General features: G+C 50.5%; 14 protein-coding genes. All 14 read right to left on the reverse strand.

Going from position 1 to position 16,084, the window contains the following annotated elements; all coding sequences use genetic code 11:
* Window positions 1-12 precede the first annotated feature (12 nt).
* Window positions 13-1,692 carry a C40 family peptidase gene (locus tag DWX76_RS01970; protein WP_118570021.1) on the reverse strand — a complete coding sequence of 560 codons (1,680 nt, stop codon included), beginning with the start codon at window positions 1,690-1,692 and terminating at the stop codon, window positions 13-15.
* A 379-nt stretch (window positions 1,693-2,071) separates the two neighbouring features.
* The gene (locus DWX76_RS01975; RefSeq protein WP_117795542.1) at window positions 2,072-2,869 is read right to left on the reverse strand and encodes an ABC transporter ATP-binding protein; all 798 of its coding nucleotides are present in this window, start codon (window positions 2,867-2,869) and stop codon (window positions 2,072-2,074) included.
* Complete coding sequence (locus DWX76_RS01980) at window positions 2,869-3,786, reverse strand: ABC transporter permease (RefSeq protein ID WP_118570022.1); 918 nt, start codon at window positions 3,784-3,786, stop codon at window positions 2,869-2,871. The genes DWX76_RS01975 and DWX76_RS01980 overlap by 1 nt, the downstream gene beginning before the upstream one ends.
* A gap of 130 nt (window positions 3,787-3,916) precedes the next feature.
* Window positions 3,917-4,939, reverse strand: coding sequence for an ABC transporter substrate-binding protein (locus DWX76_RS01985; protein WP_106999973.1), 1,023 nt, complete (start codon window positions 4,937-4,939; stop codon window positions 3,917-3,919).
* A gap of 182 nt (window positions 4,940-5,121) precedes the next feature.
* Complete coding sequence (locus tag DWX76_RS01990; RefSeq protein ID WP_118570023.1) at window positions 5,122-6,522, reverse strand: sensor histidine kinase; 1,401 nt, start codon at window positions 6,520-6,522, stop codon at window positions 5,122-5,124.
* A 7-nt stretch (window positions 6,523-6,529) separates the two neighbouring features.
* Window positions 6,530-7,258: a response regulator transcription factor gene (locus DWX76_RS01995; protein ID WP_118570024.1), complete on the reverse strand. Its 729-nt coding sequence runs from the start codon at window positions 7,256-7,258 to the stop codon at window positions 6,530-6,532.
* The gene (locus DWX76_RS02000; protein ID WP_118570025.1) at window positions 7,258-8,931 is read right to left on the reverse strand and encodes a Na/Pi cotransporter family protein; all 1,674 of its coding nucleotides are present in this window, start codon (window positions 8,929-8,931) and stop codon (window positions 7,258-7,260) included. The genes DWX76_RS01995 and DWX76_RS02000 overlap by 1 nt, the downstream gene beginning before the upstream one ends.
* 166 nt (window positions 8,932-9,097) lie before the next feature.
* A complete protein-coding gene (locus DWX76_RS02005) occupies window positions 9,098-10,198 on the reverse strand; it encodes a tRNA dihydrouridine synthase (RefSeq protein ID WP_118570044.1) in 1,101 nt (366 codons plus the stop codon).
* Window positions 10,199-10,203: 5 nt separating this feature from the next.
* A complete protein-coding gene (gene cbiT, locus DWX76_RS02010; protein ID WP_118570026.1) occupies window positions 10,204-10,770 on the reverse strand; it encodes a precorrin-6Y C5,15-methyltransferase (decarboxylating) subunit CbiT in 567 nt (188 codons plus the stop codon).
* A 39-nt stretch (window positions 10,771-10,809) separates the two neighbouring features.
* Complete coding sequence (locus DWX76_RS02015) at window positions 10,810-13,041, reverse strand: cobyrinate a,c-diamide synthase (RefSeq protein WP_118570027.1); 2,232 nt, start codon at window positions 13,039-13,041, stop codon at window positions 10,810-10,812.
* Window positions 13,038-14,024, reverse strand: a complete 987-nt coding sequence (cobK, locus tag DWX76_RS02020) for a precorrin-6A reductase (protein WP_118570028.1) — start codon at window positions 14,022-14,024, stop codon at window positions 13,038-13,040. The genes DWX76_RS02015 and cobK overlap by 4 nt, the downstream gene beginning before the upstream one ends.
* Entirely contained in the window at window positions 14,017-14,700 is a 684-nt protein-coding gene (gene cobJ / locus DWX76_RS02025) for a precorrin-3B C(17)-methyltransferase (protein WP_118524356.1), read from the reverse strand. Before cobJ ends, cobK begins: the two co-directional genes overlap by 8 nt.
* A 29-nt stretch (window positions 14,701-14,729) precedes the next feature.
* On the reverse strand, window positions 14,730-15,014 hold the full coding sequence (locus tag DWX76_RS02030) for a cobalamin biosynthesis protein (RefSeq protein WP_182427325.1): 285 nt from the start codon (window positions 15,012-15,014) through the stop codon (window positions 14,730-14,732).
* A complete protein-coding gene (locus tag DWX76_RS02035; RefSeq protein WP_118490812.1) occupies window positions 14,930-16,072 on the reverse strand; it encodes a cobalamin biosynthesis protein in 1,143 nt (380 codons plus the stop codon). Before DWX76_RS02035 ends, DWX76_RS02030 begins: the two co-directional genes overlap by 85 nt.
* Between the last annotated feature and the right edge of the window lie 12 nt (window positions 16,073-16,084).

Here is a 16,084-nt window from a genome sequence, read left to right on the forward strand (position 1 = left end):
ATCCTCTCCCTATCAGTCTCCCAGCATATTGACAATCCGGTACGGATTCCGGTAATTCCAGGTAGAAATCTTGATGCCGCTTCTCCGGCTCGCCGCATGGACGATCTGACCATTGCCAATGTACATCGCCACATGGTTGACCGTTCCCTTGCGATTCGTATAGAAAATCAGATCGCCCGGACGCATCTTCGAAGAATCAATCTTCGTACCCGTCCGCGCCTGTTCCCGGGACACCCGCGGCAGGGACACGCCCGCCACATGGCTGTATACATACTTTGTAAAACCAGAACAGTCCACACCCGAATGCGGGTCATTACCGCCCCAGACATAACGGTTTCCGACAAACTGAAGCGCATAGTTGACAATCTGGGTCCGCAAGGATTCCTTTTCTTTTAATGGGGTAAATGGGATCGCCTCCGGCAATGCATAACGCACATCTACGAAATCAGTCGCCACATACGCACTCGTCGTATCGAGCGCAATCTCGACCCAGCCATCCTGCTGGCTTATAACATCGTAACGCTCATTGTTAGAGATCTGCGTCCAGATCGGCGCATCCGTGCTCGGCTCCGTGCGGGCATTCAGGCGGTCGGTTGAAACGATCGCCATCAGTTCTGCAACCTCCATCGCCTCCTGCTTCGCCGCATCTCCTGTCAGGATATACTCCGCCTTCACATATCCAGTGACGGGACCCGACTGGATCTTATACCAGCCGCCGTCCTCGCTCGTCTCCAGAATCTCTCCGGCAGACTTGCTTGTCATCTTACCGATGATATTGCCATCCTCACTTGGCTGATCGCGCACATTCAAGTAATTATCCACACTGGAAATACCCAGATTTTTGTATAAATTCAGCACCATCGCACGCATATCCAGCTTCCGCGCCTCATTGAGTGCGTATTTGATCTCTGCATAATCCGTGAAAATATAACCGCTCGAAATCTGAATCCAGCCATTCTCCGGCTCACCCTCGACCACATAGCGCTCATTTTTCAATGCCTGACCGACAACCTCAGACTCCGTGTTCGGCTCTTTTCGGATGTTCAGGGAATCTGCCGTGATGAGCGCCCGCTTTTCAACCAGTTCCAAGGCTTTTTTCTTCGCCTCATCCCCGGTCAGAACAAACTCTGAACTGATATAACCGGAAATACCGCCAGATTCGACCTGATACCAGCCTTCGGTTGAATCATCCACGATCTCACACGCACTGTCGCCCATCAGCTTGCCGATGATGTTGCCATCCGTGCTCGCCGTCTCACGCATATTCAGATAACCAGACACCTGCACGATACCCAGATTTTTATAAGAAGCTACCACTGCTTCTTTCTCTTTGATCTCCTCCGCTCTGGACTCTTCGGATGCCTCGTCCTTCGAAAGCTCTGATGCTGTCGCCGCCCCATTCTTTGCAGTTCCGGCTCCCGCCTGACGGCTGAGCAGGGACTTGCCTGCAAATGCTGCAACTGCAAGAGCAATCACCACCCCTGCTGCTATCACTCCGAAGCGCAGATTCTGACTCTTATCTTCGCCCTGGCGCCTGCGCGAATGTCCCGCGGATTCCCGGACCGGATTTGGTGTCTGATCCTGAGCTGGCTCTGATTCCTGACTCTGAACTGCTTCCGGCTCTTGAATCCGCTCCGTCGCTGGCACCTGTTCTGACTCCTGCGTTTCTTTTTTGTTTTCTTCTTCTAACATATGGATCGCTCCTGATTTTTCTTGAAATTATGACTTAATATCTTAAACGTAATTTTTATTTTATCATATTCGTAGGGAATTGCCAAGGAAGGATATGGAGGAAAAAATGAATTTTCTATAAATGAATTATTACAGAAGTGTTAAGTTGTAGATAAATGGTTAAGTCGTGAAAGGTGGAATTAGTTGGAAATATGGGAGAGGAGAATGCACGACTATAAGTGAGAAAGAATGCCCTCCGACCGCTCGCGCCGCCGGAGGGCATTCTTTCTCACTTATAGTCGTGGTTTTTAATTTGTTGACCCACTTTTCATTCCGTATACTTTTTGTCTGTTATCGGTTAATGATTTTGATAAAAGCCTTCAAATCTTATAACCCCTGCTTATTTGGCAAGCATCATACGGTCATTCGCAAATTCTTCTCCGCTTACCTTTTCAAATCTCTCTAACAGGTCTTCTACCTGCAGATTCTTCTTCTCTTCCCCTGCTACATCGTAGATAATCCGACCTTCGTGCATCATAATCAGACGGTTGCCGATCTGAATCGCATCTTTCATGTTATGGGTAACCATAAGCGCGGTCAGATTTTGTTCATCTACAATCTTTTCGGTGAGATCGAGGACTTTGCGGGCTGTTTTGGGATCGAGGGCGGCGGTGTGTTCGTCTAAAAGAAGGAGCTTTGGCTTCTGGAGGGTCGCCATCAGAAGGGTGAGCGCCTGGCGCTGTCCGCCGGAGAGTAAGCCCACTTTGCTGGTCATACGGGTCTGAAGCCCCAGGTCGAGCTGTGCCAATGCCTCACGGTAGAAGTCCTTTTCATTCTTTTTGATGCCCCAGCCGAGTCCTCTGGATTTGCCGCGGCGCAGTGCCATGGCAAGGTTTTCCTGTATCTCCATATTGGCGGCGGTGCCGCGCATCGGATCCTGGAAGACTCTGCCGATATATTTAGCGCGTTTGTATTCTGGTTCCCTGGATATGTTTACACCGTCGATCTCGATTTTACCAGAATCAATCGGATATACGCCTGCGATCATATTTAACATGGTGGATTTTCCAGCACCGTTTCCGCCGATGATCGTCACGAAATCGCCCGGTGCCAGGTGTAAGTTGATACCGTTTAAGGCTTTTTTCTCATTAACAGTTCCTTTATTAAAGGTTTTCTTTACATTTGTTATCGTCAGCATTACTCCTCGCCCCCTTCTGAATAATCTTTTCTCAGCCGATATTTAGCGAGTGCTACCGGAACACAGAGTGCCAGCGCTACAATGACAGCAGAGAGCAGCTTCATGTCGTTTGCGTCCATACCCATGCGGAGTACAACCGCACGAATCACAAAGTAAATGACCGAACCGACAACCACGGAGGTCAGTTTCCAATAAAAAGAGGTCAATCGTCCCATCAGGACTTCGCCGATGACGATCGCCGCCAGACCAATGACGATCGCACCCGTACCACTTCCAACATCACCATATTTCTGGCTCTGGCAGACGAGTGCGCCGGAGAGAGCGACCAGACCGTTGCTGACCATCAGGGATAAAAGCTTCGTCATACGAGTGTCCACGCCCAGCGCGCGCACCATATCCTCGTTGTTACCGGTTGCACGCATCGCGCTTCCGATCTCGGTTCCGAAGAACCAGTAAAGAAACAGAATAGCCGCCACAGCCAGCACAATTCCAACGATCATCGATGCCTGTGCCTGGGTCATCCCGAAGGAAGCAGCCAGACCACTGATAAGTGTCTTGACTTTCAGAAGCGGCAGATTGCTCTTTCCTCCCATGATCCGGAGGTTGATCGACCAGAGGGAAATCTGGGTCAGAATTCCTGCCAAAATCGCTGGTATCTCAAATAGAGTATGAAGAATACCCGTTACCGCACCAGCCACGACACCTGCTGCCACTGCAACTAAAAGTGCCAGCACCGGATTTACTCCTTTGTTGACTACCAGGACTGCACAAACGCAGGCCCCCAGCGCGAAGCTTCCGTCTACCGTCATATCCGCGATATCCATCAGGCGGAATGTAATGTAAACTCCCAATACCATGATTCCCCAAAGAACGCCCTGTGCAACCGCGCCCTGCAGGGATACTAATAAACCGCTCAAACTTTTACCTCCCTGTGTTTTGTATTTTCTTCATCTGATTAACTGTAAAGACTGCCAGATCGGCATATTTATTTTATGCTTCTGATCTGACAGTCCATCTCATTTGAAGTTTAGGTCTTTCTGGTACTCTTTATTTCTCAAGTCCAGATACATCGATTCCCAGCGTCTGTGCTGTCTCTTCATTGACACTCAGCTCGCACTTGGAAGCGTCCAGATAACCGATCGGCATCTTAGAAATATCGGCGCCCTCAGTCAGGATTTTAACGGCCTGCTCACCGGTCATGTAGCCTAACTGGTAGTAATCAATACCGTAAGTAGCAAGACCGCCTGCATCTACCATGCCCTTCTCGCCGCAGATAACCGGAAGTTTATTCTCATTTGTTACCATCGTTACGGTTGCCATACCAGCTGCGATCATGTTGTCGGTTGGTGTGTATACGCAGTCTACATTGCCAACCATAGATTCTACAACGGTAGGAATCTCATTGGAATTGGAAACGGTGTAATCTTCATACTCAATACCGGCTGTATCAAGTGCTTCTTTCGCCATGTCAATCTGAAGAACGGAGTTTGCCTCCGCGCTGCAATACAGAAGTCCGACCTTCTTTACATCTGGAATAATCTGCTGCATCAGGTCAATCTGCTCTTTAACCGGAGTCAGATCAGAAGTACCCGATACGTTGCCGCCCGGAACCTCGTTGCTCTCTACCAGACCGGAAGCCGCCGGATCGGTAACAGCGCTGACAAGAATCGGAATCGAATCCGTCACACCTGCAACTGCCTGTGCTGCCGGGGTTGCGATTGCAAAAATCAAATCATCTTTATCGTTGACCAGTTTCTCTGCGATCGTCTGGCATGCAGACTGCTCGCCAGCTGCATTCTGCTGGTCGATCTCGTATTTGATGCCTGCATCGTCCAGCGCTGCCACGAAGCCCTCATTGGTCTTATCCAGTGCCACATGCTGGGTCAGCTGTAATACACCAATCTTATAGGTCTCGCCGTCTGCTGTCTGCTCTGCCTCTTTGCTTTCTTCGCCGTCTGCGGACTCCGCTGCTGTCGTGTCCGTACTTGCTGTCTGTCCTCCGCAGGCTGCCAGGGATGCCGCCATCGCGCCAGCCAGCATCAGGGCTGCTAATTTCTTTGTCTTTCTCATAATATCATCCTCCTGAACCTTTTCAACGTATGTAACAGATTTTCCTCTTATGCATCAAACCATGATTTATTTTTCACTTTAAAGAGCTGAACTGTTACGCTTTAAAGCAATCATACTACAAACTCCAAAAAGAGTCAACCTAAAATTCCGCTATTTTTTAGGGAATTCAGGTTGACTCTTTTTTATTTTGCTTCCGCAATCTGCAGTTTCACCGTAAACGTTGAACCTTTTCCGACTTCCGACTCTACCTCCACGCTTCCATGATAAAAATTCACGATATGCTTGACGATCGAAAGACCAAGCCCGGTGCCGCCCTGTTTGCGGCTGCGCCCTTTATCCACCCGGTAAAACCGCTCAAAAATACGGCTCTGGCTCTCCGCCGGGATGCCGACGCCGGTGTCGCGGACCGTCAGTATCATATCCGCGCCCCAGTGCTTGACCTGCACCCAGATTTCGCCGCCCTCGTTGTTATACTTGACCGCGTTTGTCAACAGATTGTTAAACAGCTCCTGCATCTGGCGCAGATCGGCACGAATTGTGAAATTCTCGCACTCTTTATGGACTGTGATGCCGCGCGACGCCGCCTGCGCGGCAATCGAAGACAGGCTGTCCTCCAGCAGTTCCACCGTGCGGATTGTCACAATATCTGCTTTCGCACCGCGGGATTCCAGACGGGAGATCATCAAAATATCATCCACCAGGTTCGTCATCCGCATTGCCTCTTTTTTTATGCGTCCCAGAAAATCATGTGCCGTGTCCGGATCCTGTGCCATGCCGCTTTCCAAAAGCTCGACATAACCGCGGATCGAAGTGATCGGTGTTTTCAGCTCATGCGATGCATTGCTGAAAAACTCCTGCCGGATCTGTTTTTCTTTCTCAATGCGCTCCAGATATTTCTTCATATTCCGGGACATCCGCGTCGTCGTGTCCGCAATGACATTGATCTCCTCATACGGGCATTTTTCAAACTGAAAACGCGTGTAGTCGTCATCCATCCGCACCATTTCATTGGAAATTTCCTGCAAAGGGCGCGTGATTGACTGGGAAAACCGTTCCGCCTCCATCACTGACGCAAAAAAAGCTATTCCAAAGCTCAAAAAAGCGGCCGGAATCAGCATCAGGATATATTCACCCAGCCCGGTTGAACTGGCAGAAAGACGCAGTATGTATTTACCGTCCGATGAACATATCGCCGCGTACGCCATCTGCATTCCCAGCGTTCCGGAGCGGCGCACCGAATATCCATAGCCTGTCTCCAGCGCGTCCTTCACTTCCTTGCGCTCCAGATGATTTTCCATCTGATTCACCTGCGGCACTTCCGTATCCGCTACCACCGTGCCATCCATCCGGATCAGCGTATAACGGCTATTATTGTTGTTCGTAAGGTTGCTCAAACCCATCAGCTGTTCTTCCACATTTCCCGTATAATCCAACATACGGTCAACGGATTCCAATGCAAAATGCATGTCCTCCCTTGACCGTTTGAGCAATACACTGCTGGTAACCACCAGAGCGATAAATGTATTCAGAACCAGCGCCAGAAATAACAGATGAATAAATTTCGTCAAAATCGCTTTTCGCATCGTTTCATCACTTTCCCGCTTCTTTTTCCTTTAAAAACCGATAACCCACGCCGCGCACCGTCTTGATCTGGGTTCCGGCGTCATGCAGCTTCTGCCGGAGTGTCTTGATGTGCATATCCAGCGTTCTCGTCTCCCCATCATAGTCATAGCCCCAGATATGGTCGAGAAGCTCGTCGCGCGTCACCACCCGGTTGATATGTTCCATGAGATATGTTAAAAGTTCAAATTCCTTGAGTGTAAGCTCCGTCCGGTCGCCACAGGCAATCACCTCACGCGTCTCCCGGTTGATGCTGACTTCACCGATCGTCAGGCTGGAAACCTCCTCTTTTGCAGGTTCCACCCGCTTTAAAAGGTTTCTGACGCGCGCCGAAAGCTCCAGGATACCGAAGGGTTTCGTCATATAGTCGTCAGCACCGTTGTCAAGTCCCTGTACAATATCCATCTCACGATCCTTTGCCGTCAGCATCAGGACCGGGGCTGCGGCAAAGTCCGGCATCTCCCGGATCTTGCGGATCGCAGCCATGCCGTCCATCCCCGGCAGCATCCAGTCGAATACAAACATCGCCGGATACTCTCGCTGCGCCTCCCTGCCTCTCCGGAGCAGATCCGAGAGGCTGTCAAGCGCTTCCTCTGCCGTCTCAAATCCGCTGGCGCAGTAACCGAAGTTTTCCAGTGCCACGCAGATCAGATTCCGGATATTTTCATCATCCTCAATCACATATATCCGATATTTCATTACTGCATCTCTTCCTTTACGTAGCCAGCTACATTCTTGGCATGATCCGCGATTCTCTCATAATTTGCCAGTGCATCCAGGAAGATAACACCGCCCTCAATCTTGCAGTCTCCATTGGAAAGACGGTTCATATGGTTCTCGCGCATCTCCTCCTCCATACTGTCAACCTCTTCCTCCCAGCGGGCAGTCTGACGCACCTTCTGCATGTCATGCGCCTGACGCGCCTCCACGGACGCCTCGACCGATTTAAGCGTTGCATCTGCAATCGTCCGCAGCTCTTCCAGCGCCAGATCCGAGAAATCAATATTCACATTCTCAATCCGTTTCTTGGCAAGCTCTGCTAAGTTTTCACAGTGGTCACCGACGCGTTCAAGATCACCGATTGTATAATACATATTCTTAACAAGAAGATGCTGTTCATCATTTAAGGAGAGGTTGTTGATCTTTAAGAGATATTCTGTCAGCATTTTCTCCATGCGGTCGATCGTCTCTTCATTTTCAAATACCTGTTCACAGAAATTATTATCTGCATCCACCAGAGCTGCGGTTGCTATTTTTAAGTTAGCAACCGCTACTTTACCCATGTTGACAACCTCGTTGCATGCCGTCTCAATCGCAAAGGACGGAGTTTCGAGGATACGGTCGTCTAAGTGACGGATCATCTCGGACTCGACACTGTTTGCCGACCACTCTTTCTCTGTCTCCTTCGGTTTCGGAACAATCACATCCGATGCCTTTACCAGGAAACCGGCAAACGGGAACATAATACAGGTGTTGACAACGTTAAATACCGTATGGAAAATCGAGATTCCCACACTGTCCGCACGCGTCATCGCAAGTTCCGGATTCATCATAAACACGATGTATAAAGCAACACCAAATACAACTGCACCTGTCACGTTGAACAGAAGATGAATGACCGCCGCACGCTTTGCCGTACGGGTCGTACCGATACAGGATAACAGCGCAGTCGCACAGGTACCAATATTCTGTCCCAATGTGATAAAAACTGCCGACTGCCAGTTTACCATGCCGTTGATCGCCAGCATCTGTAAAATACCGACGGACGCGGAACTACTCTGGATGATTGCGGTAACTGCCAGACCGACTAAAACACCTAAAAGCGGATTCTGTCCCAGTACCCGGAAGGACTCGGAGAAGATCGGCGCATCCCGGTACGGCTCAATCGAACCGGACATGAAAGAAAGACCGATAAACAGGAGTGCAAAACCGATCAGGACTTCGGCACCCTCTTTTTTCTTGTGGCTCTTAGCAAACATCGTGATGAATGCGCCGATACCGAAGAGAACCGGTGCAAAGAACTCTGGCTTTAACACCTCGCCCCACTCACTCATCGACACAATCCAGCTCGTCACAGTCGTACCAATGTTGGCACCCATGATGATGCCGGTCGCCTGCAGAAGATTGATAATTCCGGCATTTACGAAACCAACGACCATAACCGTCGTCGCGGAACTACTCTGGATGATCGCGGTAACGCCCGCGCCCACCAGCACGCCCAGCAAGCGGTTCGAAGTCAGGATCTCAAGCACACGTTGTAAACGGTTGCCCGCAAACTTCTGCAGACCATCCGCCATCGACTCCATTCCATACAGGAACATTCCCAGTCCTCCAATGAACTGAAAGAGTGTTCCCAAAGTACTAATAGACATACATATTCTCCCATCATCTTTTGATCTTTACACATAGTATGTCTTCACTATATCAAATAAATGTAAAAATAACCAGCAGGAAATGTAAAATCTGTGTAAAATCTGATATTCGCAACACTGTACTGCCTGAATGAGAGGATGGTTACAGGACAGCCCGGTATCACTCCTATGGTGCCGGGTTGCGAAAACCATCTTCCACAAACCGCCCGCTCGCAAACATCGCCTGAACAGCAGCCCGGTAGTCAGACAGCTTCTGTGCCTTCTTAATCCTCTTCAATTCTTTTTCACATCCCGGAAAATGGCACTGGAAATAGTACCAGAGTTCCTTCATTTTAAACAAAGTATTCCGGTCGCCGGACATGATTTCTGCATAACCGGTCAGGAGGCGATCGTGGAATTGCTGGAAGGATTGGAGATGAGTCGAGGATGGCAGATTCCACACCTCTCCAAAAATCCACGGACTTGCAACCGCCCCTCGCCCAAACATCAACGCGGCTAATTTCGTTTTTTTCTGCATTTCGCCTTTGTCAGACGGTTCATCTTGTCCTACAATTTCTTCCATGAGCGCAGACGCATCCGCCGCCGAAAGAAGATTTCCATTATAGCTGACCGAGCAGCGGCTCTGCTCCAGCGCATACGCAAATGACTCCATCCGTATTTTCCCCTTATAATAGTCCTCGCGCACTCTCGGGTGTACAATCAGTTCTTCCAGCGGATAGTGATTATAGATTGCGAGCAGGCGTGGAAATTCAGACGCTTCTTTCATGCCGATCCGGGTTTTGATCGACAAACGCACCGGCTTTCCATCCGCAGCGTGGATTTTTTCCAATCCGTTGCAGACTTCCTCCAGAAACAAGCTCAAATCTTCCGGCTCGGCTAAAAATCCCGCGCCCTTTTTCTTCGTAACCACCGTCCCCGACGGACAGCCCAGGTTCAGATTAACCGTCCTATATCCATACTCCGCCAGTTCCTCGCAAACCCACAGAAAATCTTCCGCCGAATGCGTCAGAATCTGCGGGATCAGGCATAATCCCTGATTATGCTCTGGAAGAATATCGTTCCTCTCCCTGGATGTCAGCTTATGGCTGGAACCTGGTGCAATGAACGGACTGTAATACCGGTCAACGCCCCCATAAATGACTGCATGCGCCTGCCGGAATACGTATCCCGTGATTCCCTCCATTGGTGCAAAATCTAATTTTACACTCCTTGCATCGTTCGCGCTTATACGATTCGCGCCCACTTTTAATGCCTCTGGCTGAATCATTTTCTTCACGCTTCATTTCCTCCCAGTGATATGATATAGATCGGATTCTGCCCTTTCATCAAATGACTGGAACCAATCTTCTCCGCTTTTGCAATCTGCATGGACAGAATCTCCGCCTCTATCCCGCGCTCTTTCAGGTAACTCATAAGCACTGTCAGAGACTCCAGCGCAATCAGGTTGATCACAATCCGGATATTTGGATTCAATCGGAACAATTCATCCAGAATCTCGCGCATCTGTCCGGTTGTTCCCCCGATAAATGCCCGATCCGGTCGGTGAACACTTACCTGTGCAAATGTCTCCGGCGCCTTTCCCGGCACGATCGTGACCGCTTCTGTTCTGGCTTTCTCACAATTTGCCCGGATCAGTTCAACCGCCTCTTCCTTATATTCAAACGCACACACATGAATCCCCGGACAGCTTACCGCCGCTTCCACACTGACAGAACCCGTTCCCGCGCCAATGTCCCAGAACTCACAGTCCTCATACAATTCCAGCTTGGACAATGACACGGTCCGCACCTCACTCTTCGTCATCGGGACCTTGCCCCGGATAAACCATTCATCTCGCATTTGCTACTCCCCATTTTCTAGATTCTCATATAAATTCACTCAATTGATATATTTTTTCTGACTCCCTTTGGCACATACATCCAGCCATTTTCGCAAAAAATCTGGACAGGATGCATAATAGAGATGCGGAAATCCGCCAATCTGTCCTCCCTTTTCATGGATGCAGCGCCAGCTTCGGTTTCCGGTCGGTTTGACTGCCTCCCAGTCGGTGCCCGGATCTTCGCTCTCCCAGTAATGGAACTCATGCCCGTGAATTTCCTGACCGGATGAGGTCAGCAGACGCACATAGCCAAACCGGCGCAGGCGGTTCGTCCGGTAAGCGTCAAATGGATAAACGCCAGCCATTTCCCAGTGTTTTCCATCGCTTCCTTCAAGCGTACGGTGTAAATATAAAAATCCACCGCATTCCGCCAGAAACGGCATTCCCGCCGCAATCGACCGCCGGATACTCTCACGCATCGCCGCGTTCTTTGCCAGCTCCCGTGCATAATTCTCCGGATAACCGCCGCCAAATAAAAGCCCATCCACTCTGTCCGGGATTTTTTTATCCCTCAGTGGACTGAAATAAACCAGCTCCGCCCCCATCTGTTCCAGAAGGCGGAAATTTTCCTGATAGTAGAAGCAGAATGCCTCGTCACGGGCAACACCGATGCGGACGCGCGAGGTGACTTTTTGCTCTTGACATGCTGGGAATTTCGCTATACTTTCCGCCTCCATTGATTCGTTTTCTGCTTTTTCTTTCTCTTTGTTTTCTATCCTCAATGGAAGCATCCCTGCCACTTCCAGCACCTGCTCCACCGCGATCGACTTTTCCATCTGATCTGCCAATCGCCCGATCCGCTCGCGCAGCCGATCGATCTCGCCCGGCAGAAAAAGTCCCAGATGGCGGCTTTCCATGCGGTATTCCTCGGATTCCGGCAGATAACCAAGCACCGGAAGCCCCGACGCCTCTTCCACGGCTGCTGCCAGCCGCTCATAATACATCGAAGAAACCCGGTTCAAAATCACTCCGGCAATATGGCTTTTTTCCCGGAAATGTAAAAATCCAGATGCCATTGCTGCCGCCGACAACGATGCACCCTTACAGTCCAGCACCAGAATCGCCGGCGTGTCTGTGATCCCTGCAATCTCCCAGCTGCTGGCGGACGTTTCTGTTCCGCCCAAGCCGTCATAATAGCCCATGACACCCTCTAAAACTGCGATTCCCGCCTGTTCTTCCCGCACTGCATCCACCAAAACCTCCCGCACGCCTTCCGCCGGCAGAAAAAAGCTATCGAGATTTCGCCCGGGAATGCCGAGCACATAGCGGTGAAACATTGGATCGATATAGTCCGGTCCACATTTGCACGCGATCGGATTCAGACCGCGGCGGCGAAGGATTTCAAGCAGTCCGCAGGTCAAAAGAGTTTTTCCACTGCCGCTTTTTGGGGCGGCAAGCATGATGCGTGGACATGCTCTGACAGAAGCCTCATGTGGCAAAAGTTTATCTGCATCATTTTTATATGATTCTGTTACTCGAACATCGGATGGCATTTTTTCTGACACCATTTTCTGTTCATATATCAACTTCTCTACATTTTTTGTTTCTGTATTGTTACCATCTGTAATCTTTTCCTCTTCGTTCTGCCCACGCTTTATTTCATCCGTGACTTCCAGCAGCATCAAGCTCAAATCCGCAAATTCCAATTTTCTCATTTCTTCCGCGGTTCCGCTCCGGATCTGCTCTTCCGGGTACGATAAGTTTTCACCAACCGTCACCTGTACATTTCCATATCCCGCCTGTGTCAGACGTTCACAAAACTGTCCAGCTCCATTTTTGCCGCCCATGAGGATAAACGCACGCTTAGCCGGTTCTTCTGGATCACACAGACGTTTCGTCACCCGATCGACAGACAATTCTCTTCCATGTGCGGAATAAATCGCCGCATCTTCCCAGTGCGTCCCCAGGCGTGCCGCCAGATAACTGACACAGGATGTACCCGGATAGACGGTAAATGGATAACCAGCTTCCCGCAGCCTCTCTGCCATCCTGGATGCCCCGCTGAAAAAGCCGGTATCACCCGAATACAGGATGACCGCCTGCCTCCATTCCGGGTGCTTCGATACAATCTGTATCACATCGTCAGGAAGATATGCTTTATAGCACTTCGTTTCTTTTTCCACCGCAGCCGCTGATTCCTGTCTGTTTTCAGCTTTTCCTTCCTTGCTAATCAGCAAATCATTCTGCAGCGCTCTCTCCGCGGATTCCAGCATACGCCCCGCGCCAATCAAGGCGTCACTCTCTCGAATTGCCCGAGGACTTCCCCTGTCATCTGGGACGGCTGTCCCATGCCAATTCCCGCCAGAATCAAATGTGTTTTTAACTCTCCAACCTTCCCCTCATCCGCCTTCTTCAGCACCTCCATCGCCTCTTCCAGCGAAATACCATCCTCCTCCGGTCTGCGGATCACAACCACTCTGGTTCCATTTTCACGCGCCGCTTCCACCTTTTCCTGAAATCCGCCCGCACGCCCGGAATCTTTCGTCAATAGCCACTCCGCTTTTGTCTGTCGGAGAAATAGCGTATTCATTTCGGTGGAAAAAGGTCCCTGCATCGCAATCAGATGGCTGCCAGTTATCCCCAATTTTTCACATTTCTTCAAAACATTCGAAGTTGGAAGCACTCTCGCATACACCCGTTTTTGATAATCTGGTATCTGGCACAGGGCTTCCAGTTCTTTGCTGCCAGTTGTGGCAAAAATCACGCCGGAAACAGAAGAAAGAAATGACACTGCCTCCTGAATGGAATCAACCTCGACCCAATCACGTGCTTTGTTTTGTTCGCCCTCTGCGCGCAGGCACCGTTCCAGGCGGACACCGGTCCGTCCGCACGCTTCCTGGATTTCTTCTGAAACAAGTCTGGCATGCGGATGTGTTGCATCGATCACAAGATGAATCCCCTGGTTTCGGATAAATTCTTCCATCTGGTAACGATCCATCCGTCCACGTAAGACTTTTATCACTGAGGATGCCTGAACCGTTTTCAAGCTTTTCTTTGCAAAACAAATCTCTTTGTCAGCGCATTGCCCACTTTCCTTCGTATTGTGGTTCAAATCTGGATTCCCTGCATTCCCAGACTCCATCAGTTCCTCCTGCAAAAGCTCCTCTCCATACTCCGAAGCCACGCTGACCCACGCCTCAATCTTTTCCCGGCTGCAATATTCCGCCAGCAGGCGCCCTTCTGTCGTTCCTCCAAATATCCATATTTTACACATCGCGGTATCCCCTCGGTGTCACCAGACATCCATTTAACATCTGCGTTTCCTTATTTCCAATAAATACGGTCGTAAACATATCCACCTGCGTCTTTTCCAGTTCTGCCAGTGTCAGAAGGTGCACCGCCTCGCCCTCGCGGCCAATATTCTGTACATATCCGCAGGCAGTCTCACCACTTTTATACTCTAAAAGAATCCGGCAGGCACGCTCCAGATAATCGTGGCGTTTCCGGCTGGATGGATTGTAGAGGCAGATAATAAAATCCGCTTCCGCCGCTGCACGCAGCCTTTTTTCGATCACTTCCATCGGCGTCAGAAGGTCACTCAGGCTGATCACCGCAAAATCATGTCCCAACGGTGCACCAAGAATGGCTCCACCTCCCAGCGCTGCCGTCACTCCTGGAATTACTTCCACGTTCACATCCGGGTATGCCTCTGCCATCTGCAGCACCAGCCCCGCCATGCCATAGACGCCGCTGTCCCCACTGCAGATCATTGCTGTTCTCCGACCATCCTGTGCCGCTTTTAATGCCATCTCACAGCGTTCCTTTTCCTGGCGCATCGGCGTTGTCAGAAATTCCGCCTGTGGATAAAATTCTTTTACCAGGTCCACGTATACCGTATAACCGATGATCACCTGGCTTTCCCGCAAAATGCGGTCTGCCCGGACCGTCATCTGTTCTCTCGCCCCCGGTCCAATTCCGATCACGTATAATTTTTTTTCTTCCACTGCTGCCTCCTTACTTGCTCCGATGCCGGAACCGCTACTGCTGCCGTCACACCGTTAAACGCCATTTTCTGCACTCTCAGATCGATCGCAGGCAGATTTTTCTCATCCATCTCCCGTTCCCGGTAAATCCGGCGCACCCCCATGACGGCTGCACGCTCACAAACATTTCCTACCCCTACTGTCTTCCGCACAAACGGCGATTCTGCAAACTTCGTACCGGCACTCTCCAGCTCTTCCGGGGTAAAACTCCACAGTTCCACATCCCACTCCTTCGCAAGCGCCAGAATGCCATCTCATTTTTCTTCCGATCCACCGTTGCAATCGCCCGCACCGCACTTTTATCAATCATCGCCCGAGAAAGTGCCACTCTTGCCATCTCCCGGACAGCATTCAGGGACGAATCCCGGCGGCATCCCATTCCAAGAACAACCGTTCGCGGATACAGGCGCAGAAGTTCCGGCGTACCTGATTCATTTTCCGGCTCATAACTTTGCTCTTTCTTCTGCTCACTTTTCTGCCCAAGCGATCCTATATCGGATTTTCCGACAGACATATCTATCTCAGCCGCCTTCGCCGAATCGCCGGTTTCCACTGCCACTACCGCCGCTGCTTTGGCTGCATCCCGCTGTTCCTTCTTCTCCTGCAGCCCAATCACCATATCCCGGCGCACCAGAGACGCTGGGGCATTTTTCGGGCATCCGCCCTGTTTCAGCGTCACATAGATGTTTTCCTTCTGCCATACGCCCGGAGTAATCTCTGCCGGAACGATTCCATCTACTGGATAATCACTGAAAAAGCCAATTTTTTCACCTCGCAGCTCCGCCGCAGAGATTTGTTTCGCCAGTTCCCGGTCACTGATCACCAGCTCATTTTCCGCTGCAAATACATCAACTGCAAATGCCTGCCGCAGATCCGTTGCCGTCGTAATTACCGGTTCTGCCCCCAGAATCTGCGCCGCTGCCTCTGCCAGTTCATTGCATCCGCCCACATGTCCAGACAAAATCGGGATCGCATAACGCCCCTGCTCATCGATCACCAGCACCGCCGGATCTTTCAGCTTATCCTGCACCCACGGCGCAATCAAACGGACTGCAATCCCCGCCGCCCCGACAAACAAAATTGCTTCCTTCTCCTGAAATGCTTCCTTGACCACCTGTTTCAGCGGTTTCGAATGTTCGGATCCTGTATAATCTAAAAAGTCAAACGCCTCTTCCATCTGCTGGCTTAATTTCTCCAGCAGGCGCGTCGCCGTCTCTTTTCCCTGTGCAGTAAAGCAAATGCAGATACCGTTCCTGACCCGAAGTTTCAACTGCTCCATTTATAACAATCC

The organism is Clostridium sp. AF21-20LB (assembly GCF_003478795.1).
Taxonomy (GTDB): Bacteria; Bacillota; Clostridia; order Lachnospirales; family Lachnospiraceae; genus Otoolea; species Otoolea fessa.

Coding starts and splice junctions, on each gene's coding strand:
- DWX76_RS01975 (WP_117795542.1), bottom strand. CDS start 2,869: ATGCTGACGATAACAAATGTAAAGAAAACCTTTAATAAAGGAACTGTT.
- DWX76_RS01970 (WP_118570021.1), bottom strand. CDS start 1,692: ATGTTAGAAGAAGAAAACAAAAAAGAAACGCAGGAGTCAGAACAGGTG.
- DWX76_RS02005 (WP_118570044.1), bottom strand. CDS start 10,198: ATGATTCAGCCAGAGGCATTAAAAGTGGGCGCGAATCGTATAAGCGCG.
- cobK (WP_118570028.1), bottom strand. CDS start 14,024: ATGTGTAAAATATGGATATTTGGAGGAACGACAGAAGGGCGCCTGCTG.
- DWX76_RS01995 (WP_118570024.1), bottom strand. CDS start 7,258: ATGAAATATCGGATATATGTGATTGAGGATGATGAAAATATCCGGAAT.
- cbiT (WP_118570026.1), bottom strand. CDS start 10,770: ATGCGAGATGAATGGTTTATCCGGGGCAAGGTCCCGATGACGAAGAGT.
- DWX76_RS01985 (WP_106999973.1), bottom strand. CDS start 4,939: ATGAGAAAGACAAAGAAATTAGCAGCCCTGATGCTGGCTGGCGCGATG.
- cobJ (WP_118524356.1), bottom strand. CDS start 14,700: ATGACGGTCCGGGCAGACCGCATTTTGCGGGAAAGCCAGGTGATCATC.
- DWX76_RS02035 (WP_118490812.1), bottom strand. CDS start 16,072: ATGGAGCAGTTGAAACTTCGGGTCAGGAACGGTATCTGCATTTGCTTT.
- DWX76_RS02000 (WP_118570025.1), bottom strand. CDS start 8,931: ATGTCTATTAGTACTTTGGGAACACTCTTTCAGTTCATTGGAGGACTG.
- DWX76_RS01990 (WP_118570023.1), bottom strand. CDS start 6,522: ATGCGAAAAGCGATTTTGACGAAATTTATTCATCTGTTATTTCTGGCG.